The 17,139-nt window shown below is 64.5% G+C and carries 15 protein-coding genes and 2 pseudogenes; 3 read left to right on the forward strand and 14 right to left on the reverse strand.

What is annotated here, in order from left to right; translation table 11 throughout:
* Positions 1 to 41 precede the first annotated feature (41 nt).
* From argJ to MMB49_RS05775, 6 genes are all read right to left on the reverse strand, one after another.
* Positions 42 to 1,211 (reverse strand): bifunctional glutamate N-acetyltransferase/amino-acid acetyltransferase ArgJ, encoded by a 1,170-nt coding sequence (gene argJ, locus MMB49_RS05750; RefSeq protein ID WP_047272350.1) that lies wholly within the window; start codon positions 1,209 to 1,211, stop codon positions 42 to 44.
* Positions 1,208 to 2,302: an N-acetyl-gamma-glutamyl-phosphate reductase gene (argC, locus tag MMB49_RS05755; protein WP_047272351.1), complete on the reverse strand. Its 1,095-nt coding sequence runs from the start codon at positions 2,300 to 2,302 to the stop codon at positions 1,208 to 1,210. Before argC ends, argJ begins: the two co-directional genes overlap by 4 nt.
* A gap of 102 nt (positions 2,303 to 2,404) precedes the next feature.
* Positions 2,405 to 3,040: a DUF4190 domain-containing protein gene (locus tag MMB49_RS05760; RefSeq protein ID WP_047272353.1), complete on the reverse strand. Its 636-nt coding sequence runs from the start codon at positions 3,038 to 3,040 to the stop codon at positions 2,405 to 2,407.
* A 19-nt stretch (positions 3,041 to 3,059) separates the two neighbouring features.
* Positions 3,060 to 5,669, reverse strand: a complete 2,610-nt coding sequence (gene pheT, locus MMB49_RS05765; RefSeq protein ID WP_047272355.1) for a phenylalanine--tRNA ligase subunit beta — start codon at positions 5,667 to 5,669, stop codon at positions 3,060 to 3,062.
* A gap of 7 nt (positions 5,670 to 5,676) precedes the next feature.
* Positions 5,677 to 6,744, reverse strand: a complete 1,068-nt coding sequence (pheS, locus tag MMB49_RS05770) for a phenylalanine--tRNA ligase subunit alpha (RefSeq protein WP_003813536.1) — start codon at positions 6,742 to 6,744, stop codon at positions 5,677 to 5,679.
* 84 nt (positions 6,745 to 6,828) lie between these two features.
* The gene (locus MMB49_RS05775) at positions 6,829 to 7,698 is read right to left on the reverse strand and encodes a TrmH family RNA methyltransferase (RefSeq protein WP_047272356.1); all 870 of its coding nucleotides are present in this window, start codon (positions 7,696 to 7,698) and stop codon (positions 6,829 to 6,831) included.
* 137 nt (positions 7,699 to 7,835) lie between these two features.
* Here MMB49_RS05775 and MMB49_RS05780 point away from each other — a divergent pair, with 137 nt between their 5' ends.
* Both MMB49_RS05780 and MMB49_RS05785 read left to right on the forward strand, forming a co-directional pair.
* On the forward strand, positions 7,836 to 8,597 hold the full coding sequence (locus MMB49_RS05780; protein WP_013390027.1) for an ATP-binding cassette domain-containing protein: 762 nt from the start codon (positions 7,836 to 7,838) through the stop codon (positions 8,595 to 8,597).
* A complete protein-coding gene (locus tag MMB49_RS05785) occupies positions 8,594 to 9,385 on the forward strand; it encodes an ABC transporter permease (RefSeq protein ID WP_003817259.1) in 792 nt (263 codons plus the stop codon). The genes MMB49_RS05780 and MMB49_RS05785 overlap by 4 nt, the downstream gene beginning before the upstream one ends.
* Before the next feature lie 60 nt (positions 9,386 to 9,445).
* On the opposite strand, the pseudogene MMB49_RS05790 reads toward MMB49_RS05785, so the two are convergent.
* Both MMB49_RS05790 and MMB49_RS05795 read right to left on the reverse strand, forming a co-directional pair.
* A pseudogene (locus MMB49_RS05790) lies at positions 9,446 to 9,619 on the reverse strand (short-chain dehydrogenase); the annotation flags it as partial.
* A gap of 193 nt (positions 9,620 to 9,812) precedes the next feature.
* On the reverse strand, positions 9,813 to 9,989 hold the full coding sequence (locus MMB49_RS05795; RefSeq protein WP_192575673.1) for a hypothetical protein: 177 nt from the start codon (positions 9,987 to 9,989) through the stop codon (positions 9,813 to 9,815).
* Between the two features lie 255 nt (positions 9,990 to 10,244).
* On the opposite strand from MMB49_RS05795, the gene MMB49_RS05800 reads away from it, so the two are divergent.
* Entirely contained in the window at positions 10,245 to 10,691 is a 447-nt protein-coding gene (locus MMB49_RS05800) for a cupin domain-containing protein (protein ID WP_225840977.1), read from the forward strand.
* Positions 10,692 to 10,898: 207 nt separating this feature from the next.
* On the opposite strand, the gene MMB49_RS05805 is transcribed toward MMB49_RS05800, so the two are convergent.
* The 6 genes and pseudogenes from MMB49_RS05805 to MMB49_RS09505 form a co-directional block, all read right to left on the reverse strand.
* Positions 10,899 to 12,188, reverse strand: a complete 1,290-nt coding sequence (locus MMB49_RS05805; protein ID WP_014760342.1) for a uracil-xanthine permease family protein — start codon at positions 12,186 to 12,188, stop codon at positions 10,899 to 10,901.
* A 157-nt stretch (positions 12,189 to 12,345) separates the two neighbouring features.
* A complete protein-coding gene (locus MMB49_RS05810) occupies positions 12,346 to 13,158 on the reverse strand; it encodes a histidine phosphatase family protein (protein ID WP_003813549.1) in 813 nt (270 codons plus the stop codon).
* Between the two features lie 651 nt (positions 13,159 to 13,809).
* Positions 13,810 to 14,874, reverse strand: a complete 1,065-nt coding sequence (locus MMB49_RS05815) for a YeiH family protein (RefSeq protein WP_047272462.1) — start codon at positions 14,872 to 14,874, stop codon at positions 13,810 to 13,812.
* 248 nt (positions 14,875 to 15,122) lie between these two features.
* The gene (locus tag MMB49_RS05820) at positions 15,123 to 15,938 is read right to left on the reverse strand and encodes a LysR family transcriptional regulator (RefSeq protein ID WP_047272360.1); all 816 of its coding nucleotides are present in this window, start codon (positions 15,936 to 15,938) and stop codon (positions 15,123 to 15,125) included.
* Positions 15,939 to 16,022: 84 nt separating this feature from the next.
* Positions 16,023 to 16,661 carry an HAD family hydrolase gene (locus MMB49_RS05825; protein WP_047272361.1) on the reverse strand — a complete coding sequence of 213 codons (639 nt, stop codon included), beginning with the start codon at positions 16,659 to 16,661 and terminating at the stop codon, positions 16,023 to 16,025.
* A 41-nt stretch (positions 16,662 to 16,702) separates the two neighbouring features.
* Positions 16,703 to 17,092, reverse strand: a pseudogene (locus MMB49_RS09505) (nucleoside 2-deoxyribosyltransferase); the annotation flags it as partial.
* Positions 17,093 to 17,139 lie beyond the last annotated feature (47 nt).

A 17,139-nucleotide genomic window follows, 5' to 3' on the forward strand; every position in this document is an offset into this window, starting at 1 on the left:
CCGCTTCTCCGGCCGGCATGTGCCGGGGAGGAACCGGGAGACTAGCTTTCGTAATCGGCATTGATATGAACGTACTCGTGGGTGAGGTCATCGGTCCACACCGTGGCCTGTTCGTCACCGGCGTTGAGATCGATGTCGATGTGCACCTCGCGGGGGGTCATGTCGACTTCGGAGCGGTCGCGTCCCGCGCCCCCATTCTCGCAGATCCTCACGCCGTTGACGTCCACGGTGACCTTCTGCGAATCGTAGGGTGCCTCTTCGACGGGCACGGTGCCCAGCGAGGATACGATGCGTCCCCAGTTCGGGTCGTTGCCCGCAATGGCGCATTTGAGCAGGTTCGAGGCCGCGACCGCGCGGGCGCAGGCCAAGGCGGCGCTCTCCGTGGTGGCGCCGGTGACGGTGATGCGCACGTCGTGGCTCGCTCCCTCGCCGTCGCCGATGATCTGCCGGGCCAGCGATGCGCATGCCTTGGCGACCAGGGCGTTGAACTCGTCCGGATCGGGCTCGACGCCGGACGCGCCGGATGCGAGCAGCAGCACCGTGTCGTTCGTGGACATGCACCCGTCCACGTCGATGCGGTTGAACGAATGGTCCACCGCGGCGTTCAGCGCAGCCTGCAGCTGACCGGCGCCGACGGCGGCGTCCGTGGTGATGACGCACAGCATCGTGGCGAGCTGGGGGGCGATCATGCCCGATCCCTTGACCATGCCGCCGATGCGGTATCCATCGCCTTCCAGCGATACGGTCTTCGGCTTCGTGTCCGTCGTCATGATGGCGTGGGACGCGTCGCTTCCCGCCTGGTCGTCGTCCGACAGGGCCGCGTACGCGCTTTCCACTCCCGACAGCACATGATCCAGCGGCAGCAGCTCGCCGATCAGGCCTGTGGAGCATACGGCGATCTCGTCGGGCTGCGTCCCGACGAGATCCGCGACCTTCTTGGCCGTCGCCGCCGATTGCTCGTATCCCGCCTGGCCGGTGCATGCGTTGGCTCCACCGGAGTTGAGGACCACCGCCTTGATATGGCCGTCGGCGACCGTCTTGCGGGACCACTGCACCGGTGCCGCGCAGAATCGGTTGAACGTGAACACGCCGGCCGCGCTGTCGAGCGGCCCCTGATTGACGACCAGGGCGAGATCCTTCTTGCCCTCGATGGAGGAGATGCCCGCCGCGACGCCCGCGGCGCTGAATCCTTTGGCGAATGTGACACTCACGGTGCTACTCCAATCTTCGTAAGTCCCTTGTCTTCGGGAAGTCCAAGTGCGACGTTCAGCGACTGCACGGCCTGGCCCGCGGTGCCGCGGTTCAGGTTGTCGATGGCGGCGAAGGCGATGAGACGCCCGGCGTGCCGGTCGGTGACCACCTGCACGTGGGCGGCGTTCGATCCGACGACGTTCGCCGTGGCCGGGAGCGTGCCCGGCTCCAGCAGCACGATGAACTCCTGGCCGGCGTATGCCTTGGCCCACACGTCGTGGATTTCCTCGTCGCTCATGGAAAGCGCCTTGTCGGTCATCTTCGCGCTGACCGTGGCGAGGATGCCACGCGCCATCGGCGCGAGTATCGGCGTGAATCCGAGCGTGAACTCCTCGGCCCGGGCGGCGTCCAAACCTGCCGCATGGGCGAAGTTCTGCAAAATCTCGGGGATATGGCGATGCGTGCCGCCCACGCCATAGGGCACGGCGGAGCCGAACGCCTCGGCGGCGAGCAGGTTCGTGCGCTTGAGGTTCTTGCCCGCGCCCGAATACCCCACCACCAGATCGGCGACGAGGTCACGACGTTCCACGAGTCCCTCGGCGATGGCCGGCTGCATGGCGAGCGTAGTCGCAGTCACGTTGCAGCCCGGCCCGGCAATGCGCTTGGCGCCGGGGAGCATGTCGCGCTGACGCGTGTACTCTCCGTCTGCGCTCTTGCCGGTGATCAGCTCGGGCATGCCGTATGTCCAATGGTCGAAGAACTCGCCTCCGTAGAACGCGTCCCACGCGGAGCGCTCCTCAAGACGATGGTCCGCACCCAGGTCGACGACCACGGCACCGGGGTCAAGCTGCGCGGCCAACGCCCCGGACGCGCCGTGGGGCAGCGCCAGGATGATCACGTCATGGCCGTTCAGCACTTCGGCGGTGGTGTCCTCCACCGTCAGATCCGCCAGCTGGGGAATATGCGGCATATGCCGTCCGAGTTTCTGCCCCACCGAGGAATGGCCCGCCACGCAGGTCACCTCGAAGTCCGGGTGGGCGGCAAGGATGCGCAACGCCTCCCCACCCGCGTATCCGGTGGCGCCAGCCACAGCTACCGTATATCTCGCCATATCACGCTCTTTTCATCGAAGACGAACTACGGCGAGTATACATGTTATGCAGTACATTGCATATATTCATTCATCGGCTTGCGTGTCGCAGCACACGTCCCATCACACCGAAACGGAGTCCCCCGACCCGCTTCCGCCCGTGCCGGGCGCCAGCATGTTGAGCATGGCCTGGTACATGTCGTCCATCGATATGCCGTGCATCGTCATCCATATGACGATGATGGTGGTCAGCACGTTGATGACGACGGCCGCGATGGCCAGTCCGCGGCCCCGCGTATGGAAACGACGGGTGCGCCAGATGGCCAGGCAGCCGATCAGCGCGGGCAGCACCGGGAACGAGGACACCAGGGCGAAGATGAACGAGAATATGGCGTAGAAATCCCAATGCCCGTAAATAGGGTTCTGCTGCGGGTCGTTGAGGTCGATGCCGTTGAAATATCGGGGAGGCTCCCGTCGGGGACCGCCTTGGTCGGGCCCACCCTGAGCGGGAGCCGGCCCGGCTCCGAACACGGAGGCCGGCTGAGACGGCGACGGCTGCGCCTGCGGAGCCGGCTGCTCAGGCTGGCCTCCATATACGTAAGGGTTGTAATTCGGCGGAAACTCATCCGCCCTGGCACCATATTCAGGCTCGATGCGCTGACCGTATTGCGGCTGGGCCGCAACATGCCGGGACTCGCCCGAACTATCGTCAGACGATTGCGGCTGTTGTTGCGGCTCTGTCATATGCATGTCCTCCATGGTGCCTTTTCGTCGGCGGTCAGGCGCGCAGCTGTGCGCCGATGGCCTCCGCCTTGTCGACGATGGCCTTGCGAATGGCCTCGCTGTCCTCCGCGGACAGTGTCTTGGACGGGGAGCGGAAGGTCACCGCGAAGGCGAGCGACTTCTTGCCCTCTCCCACCTGCTCGCCGGTGAACACGTCGAACAGCTCGATGGATTCGAGGTTGGCGCCGGCCGCCTCGCGGACCACGGCCTCAAGCTGGGCCGCGGTCACCGACTGGTCAACGGTGAAGGCGAGGTCCTGCTTGACGGGCGGGAACGTGGCGATGGGCTTCGCCTGCACGGGCTTGCCGTCAAGCGTGCCGAACAGCGCGGTAAGGTTCAGCTCGAACGCCGCGGAGTGCGCCGGCAGTCCCAGCGCCTCGTTGACACGCGGGTGCAGCTCTCCGACCATGCCGACGACCTGTTCGCCCGCGACGATCTGCGCGGCGCGGCCGGGGTGCCACTGCGAGGGCACATCCTGCGCGGCGGGCTGCCGCAGCTCGTAACGCGCACCCAAACGGTCGCAGACACGGCGAACGGCCTCGACGGCGTCGCTCCAATCGACGGCGCGACGATCGCCGAGCCATCCGGAGTCGACCGCGTTGCCGGTCAGCAGGCCGGCGACGTGCAGCGGCTGATCGGGAAGGCCCGCATCCAGCGCGGCAAGCTGCTCATCGCTGGGGCGTACGCCTCCCGGAAGAGCCGGGATGGCGGGCGCGTTCGGATCCCACAGGTACACGTGGCCGATCTCGTACAGGCGGATGTCTTCGAGGCCTCGGCGCAGGTTGCGCTGCACGGTGGTGGCGAGCGTGGGGAGCACATCACGACGCAGGTACGGGCGGTCGCCGGCCAGCGGGTTGGCGATCTCGACGCTCACCGGCTTGATGACCGCCGGATCATAGGAGAACGCCTTGAAGTCCTCATCGCCGACGAACGGGTAGCTCAGCGACTCGACCATGCCGTATTCGGCAAGCGTGTCTGCGACCCAGCGCTGGCGACGCTGGTCGGGGGTCAGCCCGACCGCGCCCTTGACCGGGGCCGGAGGCACGGTGACGGGGATCTCGTCGTAGCCGACCAGTCGGGCGACTTCTTCGACCAGGTCGCACGGCTCGTTCAGATCGGGGCGCCAGGTCGGCGCGGACACGGAGAACTCGCCGTTGCCGCCACCAGCGACACGGCATCCGACATCGGTGAGGATGTCGCTGATGCGGTTGACGTCCACGTCGAGCCCGGCGACGCGGGCGACCTCGGTGGCCTTGAAGGGGATCGGACGGCGATACATCGTCGTGTTCACGTCGGTCGGGTGCTCGGACGGCTCGCCGTTGCCGAACTTGGTGAGCAGTTCGGCCGCCATCTGCGCGGCCGCGGGCTGCAGCTGCGTGTCGACGCCGCGCTCGAACCGGCGGGACGCCTCGGAGGGGATCTTGTGGCGTCGTGCGGAACGTGCGATGGAGACGCTGTCGAAATGCGCGGCCTCCAGCAGGATGTTCTTGGTGTCCGCAGTGACCTCACCGTACAGGCCGCCCATGACGCCGGCGATGCCGAGAATGCGCGAGCCACGCTTGCCGTCGGGCGAATCGGTGATCAGCAGGTCCTCGACGCTCAGGTCGTGTTCCTTGCCGTCGAGCGTGGTGAGCTTCTCGCCTTCGGCCGCGCGACGCACCACGATCGGCCCTTCGATCTTGTCAAGGTCGTAGGCGTGCATCGGCTGGCCAAGGTCCAGCATCACGTAGTTCGTCACATCCACGGCGAGGGAGATCGAACGCATGCCCGCGCGGATAAGACGGCGGCGCATCCAGTTCGGCGTGTGATTCGTCGGGTCGAACCCGTGGATGGCGCGGGCGACGTAGCGGTCGCAGCCGGTGACGCCGTGAATCGGGTTGTTGTCGTCGACGATGACCTCGATGTCGCTGGAGACGCCGGACTCCGCCGCGGGAGCGGCGGGGGCGCGCTTGTTGAGCTCGGTCACCGGATCGACGAACTTCGCGCCGGTGGAATGATGGTATTCGCGGGCCACGCCGCGGTACGAGAACGCATAGCCGCGATCCGGGGTGATGTTGATTTCCAGGATCGGCTGGTCGAGGTGCAGCAGGTGCATCGCGTCGTCGCCGGGCTTGAGCGCCTTGTATTCCTGGGGCGTGAAGCCGTAGTCGCGCAGCAGGATGATGCCTTCGTGGCTGTCGCCCAGGCCGAGCTCGCGCTCCGAGGCGCACATGCCGTCGGAAACGTGGCCGTAGGTCTTGCGCGGTTCGATCTTGAAATCGCCGGGCAGCACTGCGCCCGGCAAGGTCACGACGACCTTCTCGCCGGCGGCCATGTTCGGTGCGCCGCAGATGATGCCGCGCGGCACCTTCTTGCCGTTCTCGTCGACCGCGTTGTACGCGGGGCCGACGTCGACATGACACCAGTTGATGGTCTTGCCGTTCTTCTGCGGTTCCGGCGTCGCGTCGACGACATATCCGACGACGATCGGACCGGTGACCTGGGAGGCGTGGATCTCCTCCTCCTCAAGACCGACCCTGACCAGGTCCTTGGCCAGCTGCTCGTAGGTGAGGTCAGACGGAACCTCGACGTGCTCCTTGAGCCAATCAATGTCAACCATAGGCATGGGCTTCTCACTCCCCCATCACAAACTGTTCGCTGAATCGCACGTCGCCCTCAACGAGGTCGTGCATGTCGTTGATATCGGAACGCAGCAGCAGCGTGCGTTCCATGCCCACACCGAACGCGAAACCGGTGTACTCCTCGGGGTCGATGCCCGCGGACTTCAGCACGTTCGGGTTCACCATGCCGCAGCCACCCCATTCGAGCCAGCCCGCGCCGCCCTTCTTGTCGGGGAACCACAGGTCGAGTTCGGCGCTCGGCTCGGTGAACGGGAAGTAGCTCGGGCGCAGACGCGTCTTCGCCTCGGGGCCGAACATGGCCACGGCGAGCTTGTCGAGCACGCCCTTCAGGTCGGCCATCGTCAGGTGCTTGTCGACGGCCAGAGCCTCGCACTGGTGGAACACGGGGGTGTGCGTCGCGTCGAGCTCGTCGGTGCGGAACACACGGCCCGGGCTGGCGATGTACAGCGGGACGCCGCGGGTCAGCAGGGCACGCACCTGATCGGAGGAGGTCTGCGTGCGCAGCACCATGTTGGAGCCGACGAAGCCGGCCGCGTCATGGGCCTGGTTGCCCTTGACATAGAAGGTGTCCTGCATCTGGCGGGCGGGATGATCCGGGCCGAAGTTCAGGGCGTCGAAGTCATACCATTCGGTCTCCACCTCGGGGCCGGCGGAGATCTGCCATCCCATGGAGATGAACAGGTCCTCGACGTCCTCCATGAGCTTGGCCAGCGGGTGGCGGGCGCCGAGCGGGCGACGGTTGACCGGCAGCGTCATGTCGACGGTCTCGGCCTCCAGCGCGCGCTGCTCCTCCTGCGCCTTGAGCTCGGCCTCCTTGGGGCCGAACGCGCGGCCGAAGTCGGCGCGGAGCTTGCCCATAAGCTTGCCGGCTTCCTTCTTCTGATCGACCGGCAGCGACCCGATGGCTTTGCTGGCCTTGGTCATCGCCGATTCGGCACCGGCGTATTGCGTTTTGATGGCTTTGAGCTCCTCCAAGCTGGAGGCGTTCTGAATCTTGCTGATGCCCTCGGCGACCGCATCGGTCACTGACTGGGCATCGAAGAGAGCATTGTCTGCCACGAGAACCCTTTCGTCCTACCTACAACTACCGAAACTACCGGTTTATCTGCGCCAAAAATCAAATAATCCAAGCGTTTACCGAGTTCACATTGTCCCTATATGGCTCGACATAGCCATACTCATGAGCATGATCGCGGCGCTGGTCGCCAGATTCAGCGACTCGGCCTTGCCATAGAGCGGAATGCGCACGATGTCGTCGCACCTACCCAGCAGACCCGGCTCAAGTCCGCGGGCCTCGTTGCCGAAGATCACGGCCTTGCCCACCCCGGAGAGATCCTGGTCCCTCAGCGCCTCGGGCAGCTCCCTTGGCTCGCGCCCGTCCGTCCCGTAGACGTCGGCGGCGACGGTGCGGAGCACCTTCTCGCCGGCCCATCCGAAGAACTCGTCCACGCCCATCGTCATCACGGGGATATGGAACAGCGAGCCCGCGGTCGCGCGGATCACCTTGGGATTGAGCATGTCGACGCAATCGTCGACGAACACCACGGCATCGCATCCGGCCGCGTCCGCCGCACGGATAACCGTGCCCGCGTTGCCGGGGTCGCGCACCTGCCAGAACGCCGCGACGAACGGCTCTTCGGGCAATTGCGTCCCCTGCGCCGTCGCGCGCACCGCATCGGCGTCGCCGACCGCCGCAATGCCCTGGCAATCGGGGCTGATGCGGCGCATCACCGCCTCGCTCGCCGGATGCACATATATACGGTGTTCCTGGGATCGCTCGACGATGGACGTCAGCGTCTCGCCTGCGATCCGCGGCCCGTCCGGCCCGTCCGCGGCCTGCACATAAAGGTCACGGACGGCGTCGGGCATCCACGTCACCGCCTCGCGAACCGACTGGGGGCCCTCTATCAGGAAACGACCGAAACGCTCCCGGGTGCGGCGGTTGGCAAGATCGGCCACCTTGCGCACGCGGTCAGCCTTCATGTTGTCTATCATTCTGGAATCGATCGGCATACTGCAACTGTACGCGCCAAGCGATACAGCGGTGCCTGGCGCCACGATTCGGCCGGCTCGCCGCGTGCGTCTCTAACACTGGACTAAGAAACGCTGTCAACATCGACTATGGCCGGCGAACGGGTAACGTTGCCACTATGCAAATGTTGTTCACAGCCCGTAGGGTCTCCTGCGTCGTGCCTTCTGCGCAGTCAGACCGCACCATCTTCGAGGATCTGTCGTTCGACGTCGATCGCGGCCAGATCGTCGATCTGGTCGGCCCGTCCGGTTCCGGCAAGAGCAGCCTGCTGACCGCCTTCGCGCTGCTCAACCCCCATGCCGACGGCACGTTCACGCTGGACGGCGCGGACAGCTCATCGTTCTCGCTGCAGCAGTGGCGGAGGAACGTCGCGTATCTGCCGCAGAAGCCCATGCTGATGGGAGACAGCGTCGCCGACACGATTCGGCTTCCCTGGACGCTGGCCGTGCGCAGAGCGGACGAGGCGAGTGCGCCCGACGACCATGCGGCCACCGGCAAGAAGACTTCCGCGAGACGCGGCAGGTTCAGCCGGCTGTTCCGCTCCGAACAGTCGCAGGCGAAGCTGGCGCTACCCGACCAGCTCATTCGCAATACGTTGGACGCCATGGGATGCGAGGATATCGACCTGGCCCGTGCGCCGCACGACCTTTCCGGCGGTCAGGCGGCCCGCGTCAGCCTCGCGAGGACGCTGCTGACCCGCCCGGCCGTGCTGCTGGCCGACGAGGTGGACGCAGGCCTCGACGACGACAACGCGGACAAGGTCGCCTCGATCATGGCCAGCGCGGCCGCCAGGGGCATGGCCATCGTGCGCATACGGCACCGTCCGCCCGACGGCCGAGCCACACGCATCGTCACACTGTCCTCAGGGAGGCTGTCATGAGCGGCAACGGTTACGTGATCGATAATTGGGGCCTTCTGGTCGCGCTGCTGATGGTGGCGGTCGCGGCGCTCGTCTCCGAGCTCATGCGCATCAGCATCGGCAAGACGCTGATGTGGTCGGCGATACGCGCGCTGGTGCAGCTGTGCGTGATGGGCGTGATCATCGGGTACGTGATCCGCTCCAACAACCCGTGGCTGGTGTTCGGCGTCATCGCGGTGATGCTGGTCGCGGCCGTGCAGATCACACTCTCCCGCGCCAAGGGCATCCCGAAGGGGCTCGCCGGCCCGGTACTGCTCAGTCTGGTCATAACCATGCTGCTGATGATCTCGCTGGTGACCGAGCTGGTGGTGCGCCCGCACCCCTGGTATGCGCCGCAGCTGGTGGTGCCGCTTACCGGCATGCTGCTGGGCAACACCGTGTCGGCGCTCGCCGTCGGCCTGAGCCGGTTCTATGAGAGCATGAACGAGCGCCGCGACGAGGTGGACACGCTGCTCGCCTTGGGCGCCACCCCGTGGGAGGCCGCCCGTCCTTCGATCGTCTCGTCCATACGGCTGGGATTGCTGCCCACCACCGCCTCTCTGGCGTCGTGCGGCATCGTGACCATCCCCGGCATGATGGCCGGCCAGGTCATCGCCGGCGGAGACCCGCTGAACGCGGCGAAATACCAGTTCGTCGTGCTCGCCGCCATCGCCGCGCTCACCCTCGTGGCCGACGCGCTCATCATGACGATGACCTATCGGACCTGCTTCACCGACAAGGACCAGTACAAGCCGCCCGAGGATCGCTGAGCCGACGGGCGCGCAGAAGCGCGACTTGCATTGCCGCTGAGCCGGCGGAACTCATCCAGCTCAGCGGTAACTGCGTTCTATGAGGATGTCGGAGACGGTCAGGTTCGCGTCGTTGACCAGATTGAACAGGATCACTCGGGCCAGTTCGCCCGGATCCATGAAGGTGTGCTGCTTCTCCTCCGACACGTAGTCGCGGCTGTCGCGGTAGAACGCGGTGTCGATGCCGGCCACGAACCAGCCGTCGGCGATCAGCTGTTTGGTCAGCTCGTATCCCAATCCCAGTGCACTACCAGTGACGATAGCGATGTTGCGGCCGTTCGAGTTCGTTATATCATGCTCCGATCTCCCATACAATGTATGGTCAGAGTATCGGACCATTCAGACCCCCGCCGCACCGGCCACCCGATTGGTCCCGCGCAGATCCCCGTCAGCCGGCGAACTGCGCGGCGGATGCCGGGCACCACCGCGCGAACGGCGCGATGTTCTCCTCGCCGTCCCCTTGCGCCGCGGCACGGACCGAAGCCAGCCGGACGGCCATCCGGGCACGGACGACGGCATAATACCGGGCGAGCCATCCATTGATCAGTTCCATCATGCGAGTCATCACACTCACCTTGCCTTTCCATCAGGGTGTTTCAAGGATGCAGACGGTCACATGAACGACAAAATATTAATTTCGTCATTCTCGCGATGTCCGAATCATCGATTGAGTCCCTCTCCTGCAGCAAGAAGAACTGATACCTACGATAGGGATGGAATGTAACGACGACACCGGCGCAATGATACTTTTGCGCATCAAAAGAAATATAGTATTTTCATATACGTTACATCACGCAGGGAGCGGCAATGGGGCACTTCGGTGCACAGGCGGCGCGACCGGGCCCGGAACCTGGCAGGGCGGGCAGGAAGACCATCATTCTCGTCGGATCTTTCGGAGCGGATCGACTACAACATCCCCGACCTGCCCATATATGCCAGACGGGACGCATTGTCGTCGTTCCCGGACTACCGCTGCCCATGTCACTGGCATCGCGATCTGGAATTCATCCATGTCATCAGCGGTCAGATGCAATATTTCGTCAACGGCGCCATAGTGACGCTGGAAGCCGGCAACGGATTGGTCGTCAATTCGAGCCGGCTGCATTACGGGTTCTCGCCGCAGCAGAGGCAATGCTGGTTCACCTGCGTGGTGGTCGACCCAGAACTGCTTGAGCTGCTCGGCGCGGATGAGCGGGTTTTCGTCGGCGAGCTACTTCATCAACGTGTTCCGACGGCGGCGAGGCGTCACTCCGCGCGTCTGGCGTGAGTCACGCTGCGCCAATCGCGTCACTGTGCGTGGGTCATGTCACCGTGCGAGGGGGCACGCACAGTGACGAATGCTGCAGACCATTGGAAAATAAGGGATTTGCCATGTCCGTCACTGTGCGAGGGGGGGGGCACGCAACGTGACGTAACCCTCGCACGGTGACACGCCCCACGCACAATGACATACCTGACAGCGGCCACGAACCCGCTACAGAATGTCGGGGTCGTCCTTGTCGATGGTGCCCGTGACCTTACCGATGGCCTTGAGCCCGTGGTAGGCGACGAGAATGACGACCGTGCCGATGGCGATGCCGTTGAACTGCACGCCCTGGAACGCGAACGTGAAATCGGCGATGCCGATGATCATCACGATCGCGGCGACCATGATGTTGAGCGGCTTGTCGAAGTTGACCTTGTTCTCCACCCAGATGCGCACACCAATCATGCCGATCATGCCGTACAGCAGCGTGGTCACGCCGCCGAGCACGCCGCCGGGAATCGTGTTGATGACCGCGCCGAACTTCGGGCACAGGCTCAGCAGCAGGGCGAATGCGGCCGCGCACCAGTAGGCGGCGGTCGAATACACCTTGGTCGCGGCCATCACGCCGATGTTCTCGCCGTACGTGGTGGTGCCGGAGCCGCCGCCGAAGCCGGCGATTGCGGTACCGAGGCCGTCCGCGAACAGCGCGGTGCCCATATGCCCGTCATAATCGCGCCCAGTCATCTGCGCCACAGACTTGACGTGGCCGACGTTCTCGGCGACCAGCACCAGCACGACGGGGATGAACATCGGCAGGATCGAGAAGTCGACCTGCGGAAGATGGAATTTCGGAAAGCCGATCCACGCCGCGTCGCCGATGGCCGAAAAGTCGACCTGACCGCGGAAGCATGCGTACACATAGCCGACGATCACACCGAGCAGGATGTTCAGACGTCCGACAAGACCGCGGAACAGCACGGCGATGAGCAGCACGGCGAGCAGCGTCACCAGGGCGGTGTCCCAGCCCTTCTGCCAGTTCGACCACACGCTGGGAGCCAGGTTGAAGCCGATGATCGCGACGATGGCGCCGTTGACGACCGGCGGCATGATGATGTCAATCCACTTCGCGCCGGCGAAGTGGACGGCCACGCCCACCAGGGCGAGCAGCAGGCCTGTGACCATGATGCCGAAGCTGGCGGCCGGAATGCCCTTGCCCGCGGAGGCGACGGCGGCGATCGGGGCGATGAACCCGAACGACGACCCCAGGTAGCTCGGCAGCACGTTCTTGTTGATGAGCAGGAACAGCGCGGTCGACATCGCGGTGAAGAACAGCGTCGTCGACGGGTCGAAATGCGTCAGGATCGGCACCAGGAACGTCGCGCCGAACATGGCGATGACGTGCTGGGCGCCGATGCCGATGGTACGGGTCCAGGTCAGTCGCTCATCGGGCTCCACGACCTCGCCGGGCGCGAGCGTCTTGCCATCGCCATGCAGTTTCCATGTGAACAGGTTTCCCATCACGAACTCCTTCGGTTCTCTCAGGTGGCACATCCATGCAGCCATGTGCCGCGTTGAGGCCATTGTAACCCGTTCGCCCACCGTTGCGATGACGAGCCACGCGCGGCGCGCGACTCGTCATGCGCGGCCCGTGAGCGCCGTGAGGCGCCTCGTGCAGTCACAGGTGCGGGTCGACTGAATGCACCACGTCGACGAGGTCGCCGTTCGAGAGCAACGGGCGCTGGAATTCGCGCCACGGATCGACGCGCACCTCCCAGCGTCCGGTCGACTCGTCGAACACCGGGCGCGCGGTCTGCTCCCAGCGCACGCGCGACGACGTGCGGCCGGTGGCCGGGTCTCGCCGCGAATAATGCAGGCACGTGCAATTGGTGATCGCCCATGCCGGGTCGTCGGCGCGGCGCATGAACTCCTCGTCCGACAGGTCCTCCAGGGTGAGCATCAGCGCGAGCATGAAGTCGCCGTGCGTGACGGCGACGACGGATTCCGCCTCAGCACGCCGGTTGAGCGACGTGAGCAGGTTATGCACGCGGTTCTCCGACACGTCGGCAATAGACTCGCCTGCCGGCGGACGCCAGTACAGCGGGTCGGTGCGCTTGAACATCCAGTTGCGCGCGTAGTTCGTGCGGAAATCGTCCTGCGTGATGGTGTTGATCTCACCCCAGGAGCGTTCGCGTAGCACGCGCGTCTCCTCCCACTTGGCTTTCGGCAGCGCCATCGTCGCGGCGGTTTCGCGCGTGCGTACGTATGGCGAGACCAGATACCGGTCGAACAGCTGCTGTTGCGCGACGAGCCAGCGGCCGATGCAGTCGGCCTGCTTGCGCCCGGTGGCAGTGAGTCGCCACGACCGGTCGGGCACGGTCACGTTGTCCTGCGTGTACAGGGAGTTATCGCCCTGCTCCCCCGCGTTGATGATGACGTTCGCCTCCGACTCTCCGTGTCGGATGACATATAGGTCCAATGGCATTCCCATGAATGCGTTTCCTCATTTCGTTATCTTGCTATGTTGCTGTGTTTGCTGTCTTGTTGCGTTGTGTTTCGTTGTCTTCTGTCGCCGCCGTCTTCCGCCGTTTCCTGCCGTGCTGTCCCCTCGTCCCGCCGTTTCCGTCATCGTCAGAGCGGCCCTGCCGTCTGCCGCGCCCTGCGGGAATCGTACCGCTTCGATTCAAGTTCGCGGCATGGCTTCGCGATTCCTCCAGATTGCTCCAGCCTTCCCCCACGGTACACGCAATCATGCCGCTTCGCAGCCGCGCTCATGCCCACAGCGCAATAATTCACGCACATGTCACCGGTGATTCAACTGTTACCCGGTGCCCGACGTTCCGTGGCGAGCAGGACGCTGAGGCGGACTGCGGAACGCGCTTCCTTCTGGCATATGGCGACCAGGACCGCACGATACCCGTCGAGGATCAGGATACGGCCCGACGGGTGATATCCGGAACCCGCGGCGCGCGGCTGTGCATGTACCCGGGCATGGCGCATGCGATCTGCGACCGCGAGATCGACGACATCCGTGATTTCCTGAGATAGGGGCTCCATGCCCTCAGATACGTCAGCGGGCTGAAACGGAGGCTCCCAGGCCGGGAGCGCCCATTTCAGCCCGCTGGCAACGCGATGCCGGGAATCAGAAGAACAGCACGGCGACGCCGGCAGCGAACAGCATCAGCAGGATCGACACGAGGAAGCTCGCGAGGAACGGCTTGCGGCCCTTGACCGCGATGGCCTTGAAGTTCACGTTGATGCCGAGCGCGGCCATGGCCATGCCGAGCACGATGTACGCGAAGTCCACGAGCTGCGGGGTGATGGCGGCGATGAACGGCACGAAGGTGCCGATCACGGACGCGCCGATGAAGCCGAGCATGAACCAGGGGAACGCGACGGAGCGTTTGCCGGTGGGCGCGACCTCGGAATGCTTCTTCTCCCACCAGATGGCGATGATGATGGCGGCGAACACGAGCATCAGCACGCGCGACAGCTTCATGATGGTGGCGATGTTGACCGCGTTGAAGGCGTCGCCGGCGGCGACCGCGTGGGCGATCTCGTGCAGGGACGCGCCGGCGGTGATGCCGAGCTGGTCCTGCGTCATGCCGGTCAGGGGGCCGAGCGCGATCTCAAGCAACGCGAAGATCGTGCCCATGATGGCGACGATGGCGACGGCCATGGTTACGTCGTCGTCCTTCTCCTGCTCCTTCTCGGGCGGCACCTTGATGGAGCCGGACAGGCCCATGACGGCGGCGGCGCCGCAGATGCCCGTGCCGCCGGCGGTCAGGATCGCGAGCATCGGGTCGACGCCCATCTTGCGCGCCACCCAGTAGGTCACGACGATAGTGAGCGTCACCACGACCGCGGCGATGGGCAGGCACTTGATGCCCTGCGTGAACAGCACTTGCAGGTTGAGCTTGAAGCCGAGCAGGATGATGCCGAGGCGCAGCAGCTTGTTGGAGATCAGCCCGGCCGCGTCCTTGACGCCGGCCTTGCGCTTGTCGCTGGCACCGACGTACCATTTGCCGATCGGGAACTGGATGATCATGCCGATCAGCAGCGCGATGATCAGCGCGCCGAACAGTTTGAATCCGGGGTATTGCTTGAGCCATGAGCCGATCAGTGAAGCGATCAGGGTCAGGACGGCGATGAACAGCATATCGACGGTGGCGATGCGTTTCCACCATTTCGTACAGAACTCTCTCATGATGTCCATTGAACTACCGTCATATGCCATCGGTCAAATCAGTGATAGTGATGGATGGTATTGATATTTTTGATGCCAGATTGCAGCGAATCGTTCTCAATAAGAAAGGTGCGAGCCAGACGCGGGCGGAAATGAACACAAACACCGCCGAAAGCCCGGAATTCCGGGCTTCGTCGGCTTGTTCACTTGTGCGAAAATGTGAGGAATCCTCGCACGTTTCTTATTGAGAACCATTCGCTGCGACACAGTCAGCCGCGCAGGGCCGCAATGACTCTGCCGGCAAGTTCCCGCTGCCCCGGCGTCAGACCGGAACGCGGCACCAACGCATAGAACCGCCGCACGAACTCGTCGCCCAGCTCCCGTGTCGGCACGCCGGCCGGCACGGCGGCCGCCGACACCAGGGAGCAGCCGAAACCGGCCGCGAGCGCCGCGCCGATGGCCGCGTTATTGGCGACCTCGATCATGCGAGACGGCATGGAGCCGACCGTCTTGAAGTACAGATCCGTGTAATAGCGCACGCCGGAGCCGTGCTCGCGCACCATCCACACGCCATGCGGATCACCGGCCAGCACCAGCCTGTCCTCGCGCAGCGTGACACGATCGACCGAGTCGTTGACGATGGGCTTCTCCACCACACCCAACTGCACGGCTTTCATACCGGCCTGTTCCAGGATCGCGTCGGAATTGAGCACCCGAATCGAGCAGTCGAAGCTGCTCAGCGCCTCGGCCATCACCGGCAGTGCGACTGGCAGCAGCACGGCCGCCGTGGTGTGCGAGAATGCGACGGACAACGGCTCACGGCTCTCGCGCATGCGGGCGATCTGCTCGCAGGCGTCGCGCCACGTGCCATCGATGCCGGTCGCCGCACGGTACAGCAACCGCCCAGCCTCGGTCGGCGTCACATCGCTTTTGGCATTGCGGACGAACAGCGGCGCCCCGACCATGCGCTCCAGTTGGGCGATGCGCGACGACACCGTGGACTGCGAGACCTTGAGCTCGTCGGCGGCCAACGTGAACTGGCCGATCTCGTAGACCGCGACCAGAGTGTCCAGCAAGGGGAACATGAACCGCTCCTTTCCGTCGTGTTCGGCAACGCCTGCCGGAACGTCAGTGCGTCCGTTCCGGCAGGCGTTGCCGATCGGCTTGCATCATTTGACCTGCGTGATCCGGTTGCCGCTGACCATGAACGCCGTTCTCGCCATGTCGATCATCGGCTGGTCGAACCGGCTGTCGGTGTAGAACTCGTCGATGACCGTGTCCGGGCCGACGACTTCGCGGAACCGTTTCGGCTTGTTCGTATTGAAATTCAGACAGGTGACCCGCATCGTCCGCGGATCCACGGTGGATGAGACCAGACGGTTCAATCCGAGACGCCGGCATGCCTCCCCCACGGTCACGTCGAACGATGCCGTCAGGATCACGTCATCCGGACGCGGCTCATACCACGGCTTGATGCGGTCCATATGCCGGTTCCAGAACTCGTTCACCAACGCGGATACGCCCTCTGCGATCGCGGCCTCCCCGGCGAGACCGGCATCGGGAGCCGCGCCGTCCAGTCGCAGTATCCGTCGGGAAGCCGCGACATCGTGCAGGTAATCGCACGTCACGCCGCCCACGCCGCGTTCCATTTGCGCAAGCGTGGCCCGCCCCATCTTGTACTGCACCGCGTATCGCAGCACCTGAGCCAGATGCCGCAGCACCTTCGGCTCGTATCGGGCACTGAACATATACAGGTCGAACAGGCTTTCGCCGTCATATATCGTGCCGTCGAAATCGAACACCCTCATCGTGTCTCGTTCCCTCTCACCCTCGCGCCGCTCCCGGCCCGTCAGAACTGCGCATAGTCCGCATCCTTATGTTCCCCCGTCTCAAGGTACCGTGCAAGATCGTCGGACGACGAGAACACAGCGCGCACCGACTGGGCGATCATCAGGTTGATGCTGTCGCCGTCGCGCAGGCCCTCGCGATATGCGTACACGGGGATGCCAAGAGAGTGGGCGAATCCGATCTCGAACATCGTGCCGGAATCCTCGTCCATCAGATTGGCTATCACCGCCTTGGAAGCGCAGATGCCGTTCACGTCGTCGTCGAAGCAGCCCGCGGGACCGACCTCGGCGATGTCACTGGCGAACCGCGGCCTGAACATCGTCTTGCCGTGGGTGTCGAGCACATGCTCCAAGCGTTCCATCGACGCGACCTGCTCGGGATTGAAGAACGGGCCAGCGACGTAGAAATCGTAGCGGCGGCGTTTGCGCGAATAGGCTT

This window comes from Bifidobacterium sp. SKU (assembly GCF_026016405.1).
GTDB classification, from domain to species: domain Bacteria; phylum Actinomycetota; class Actinomycetes; order Actinomycetales; family Bifidobacteriaceae; genus Bifidobacterium; species Bifidobacterium bifidum.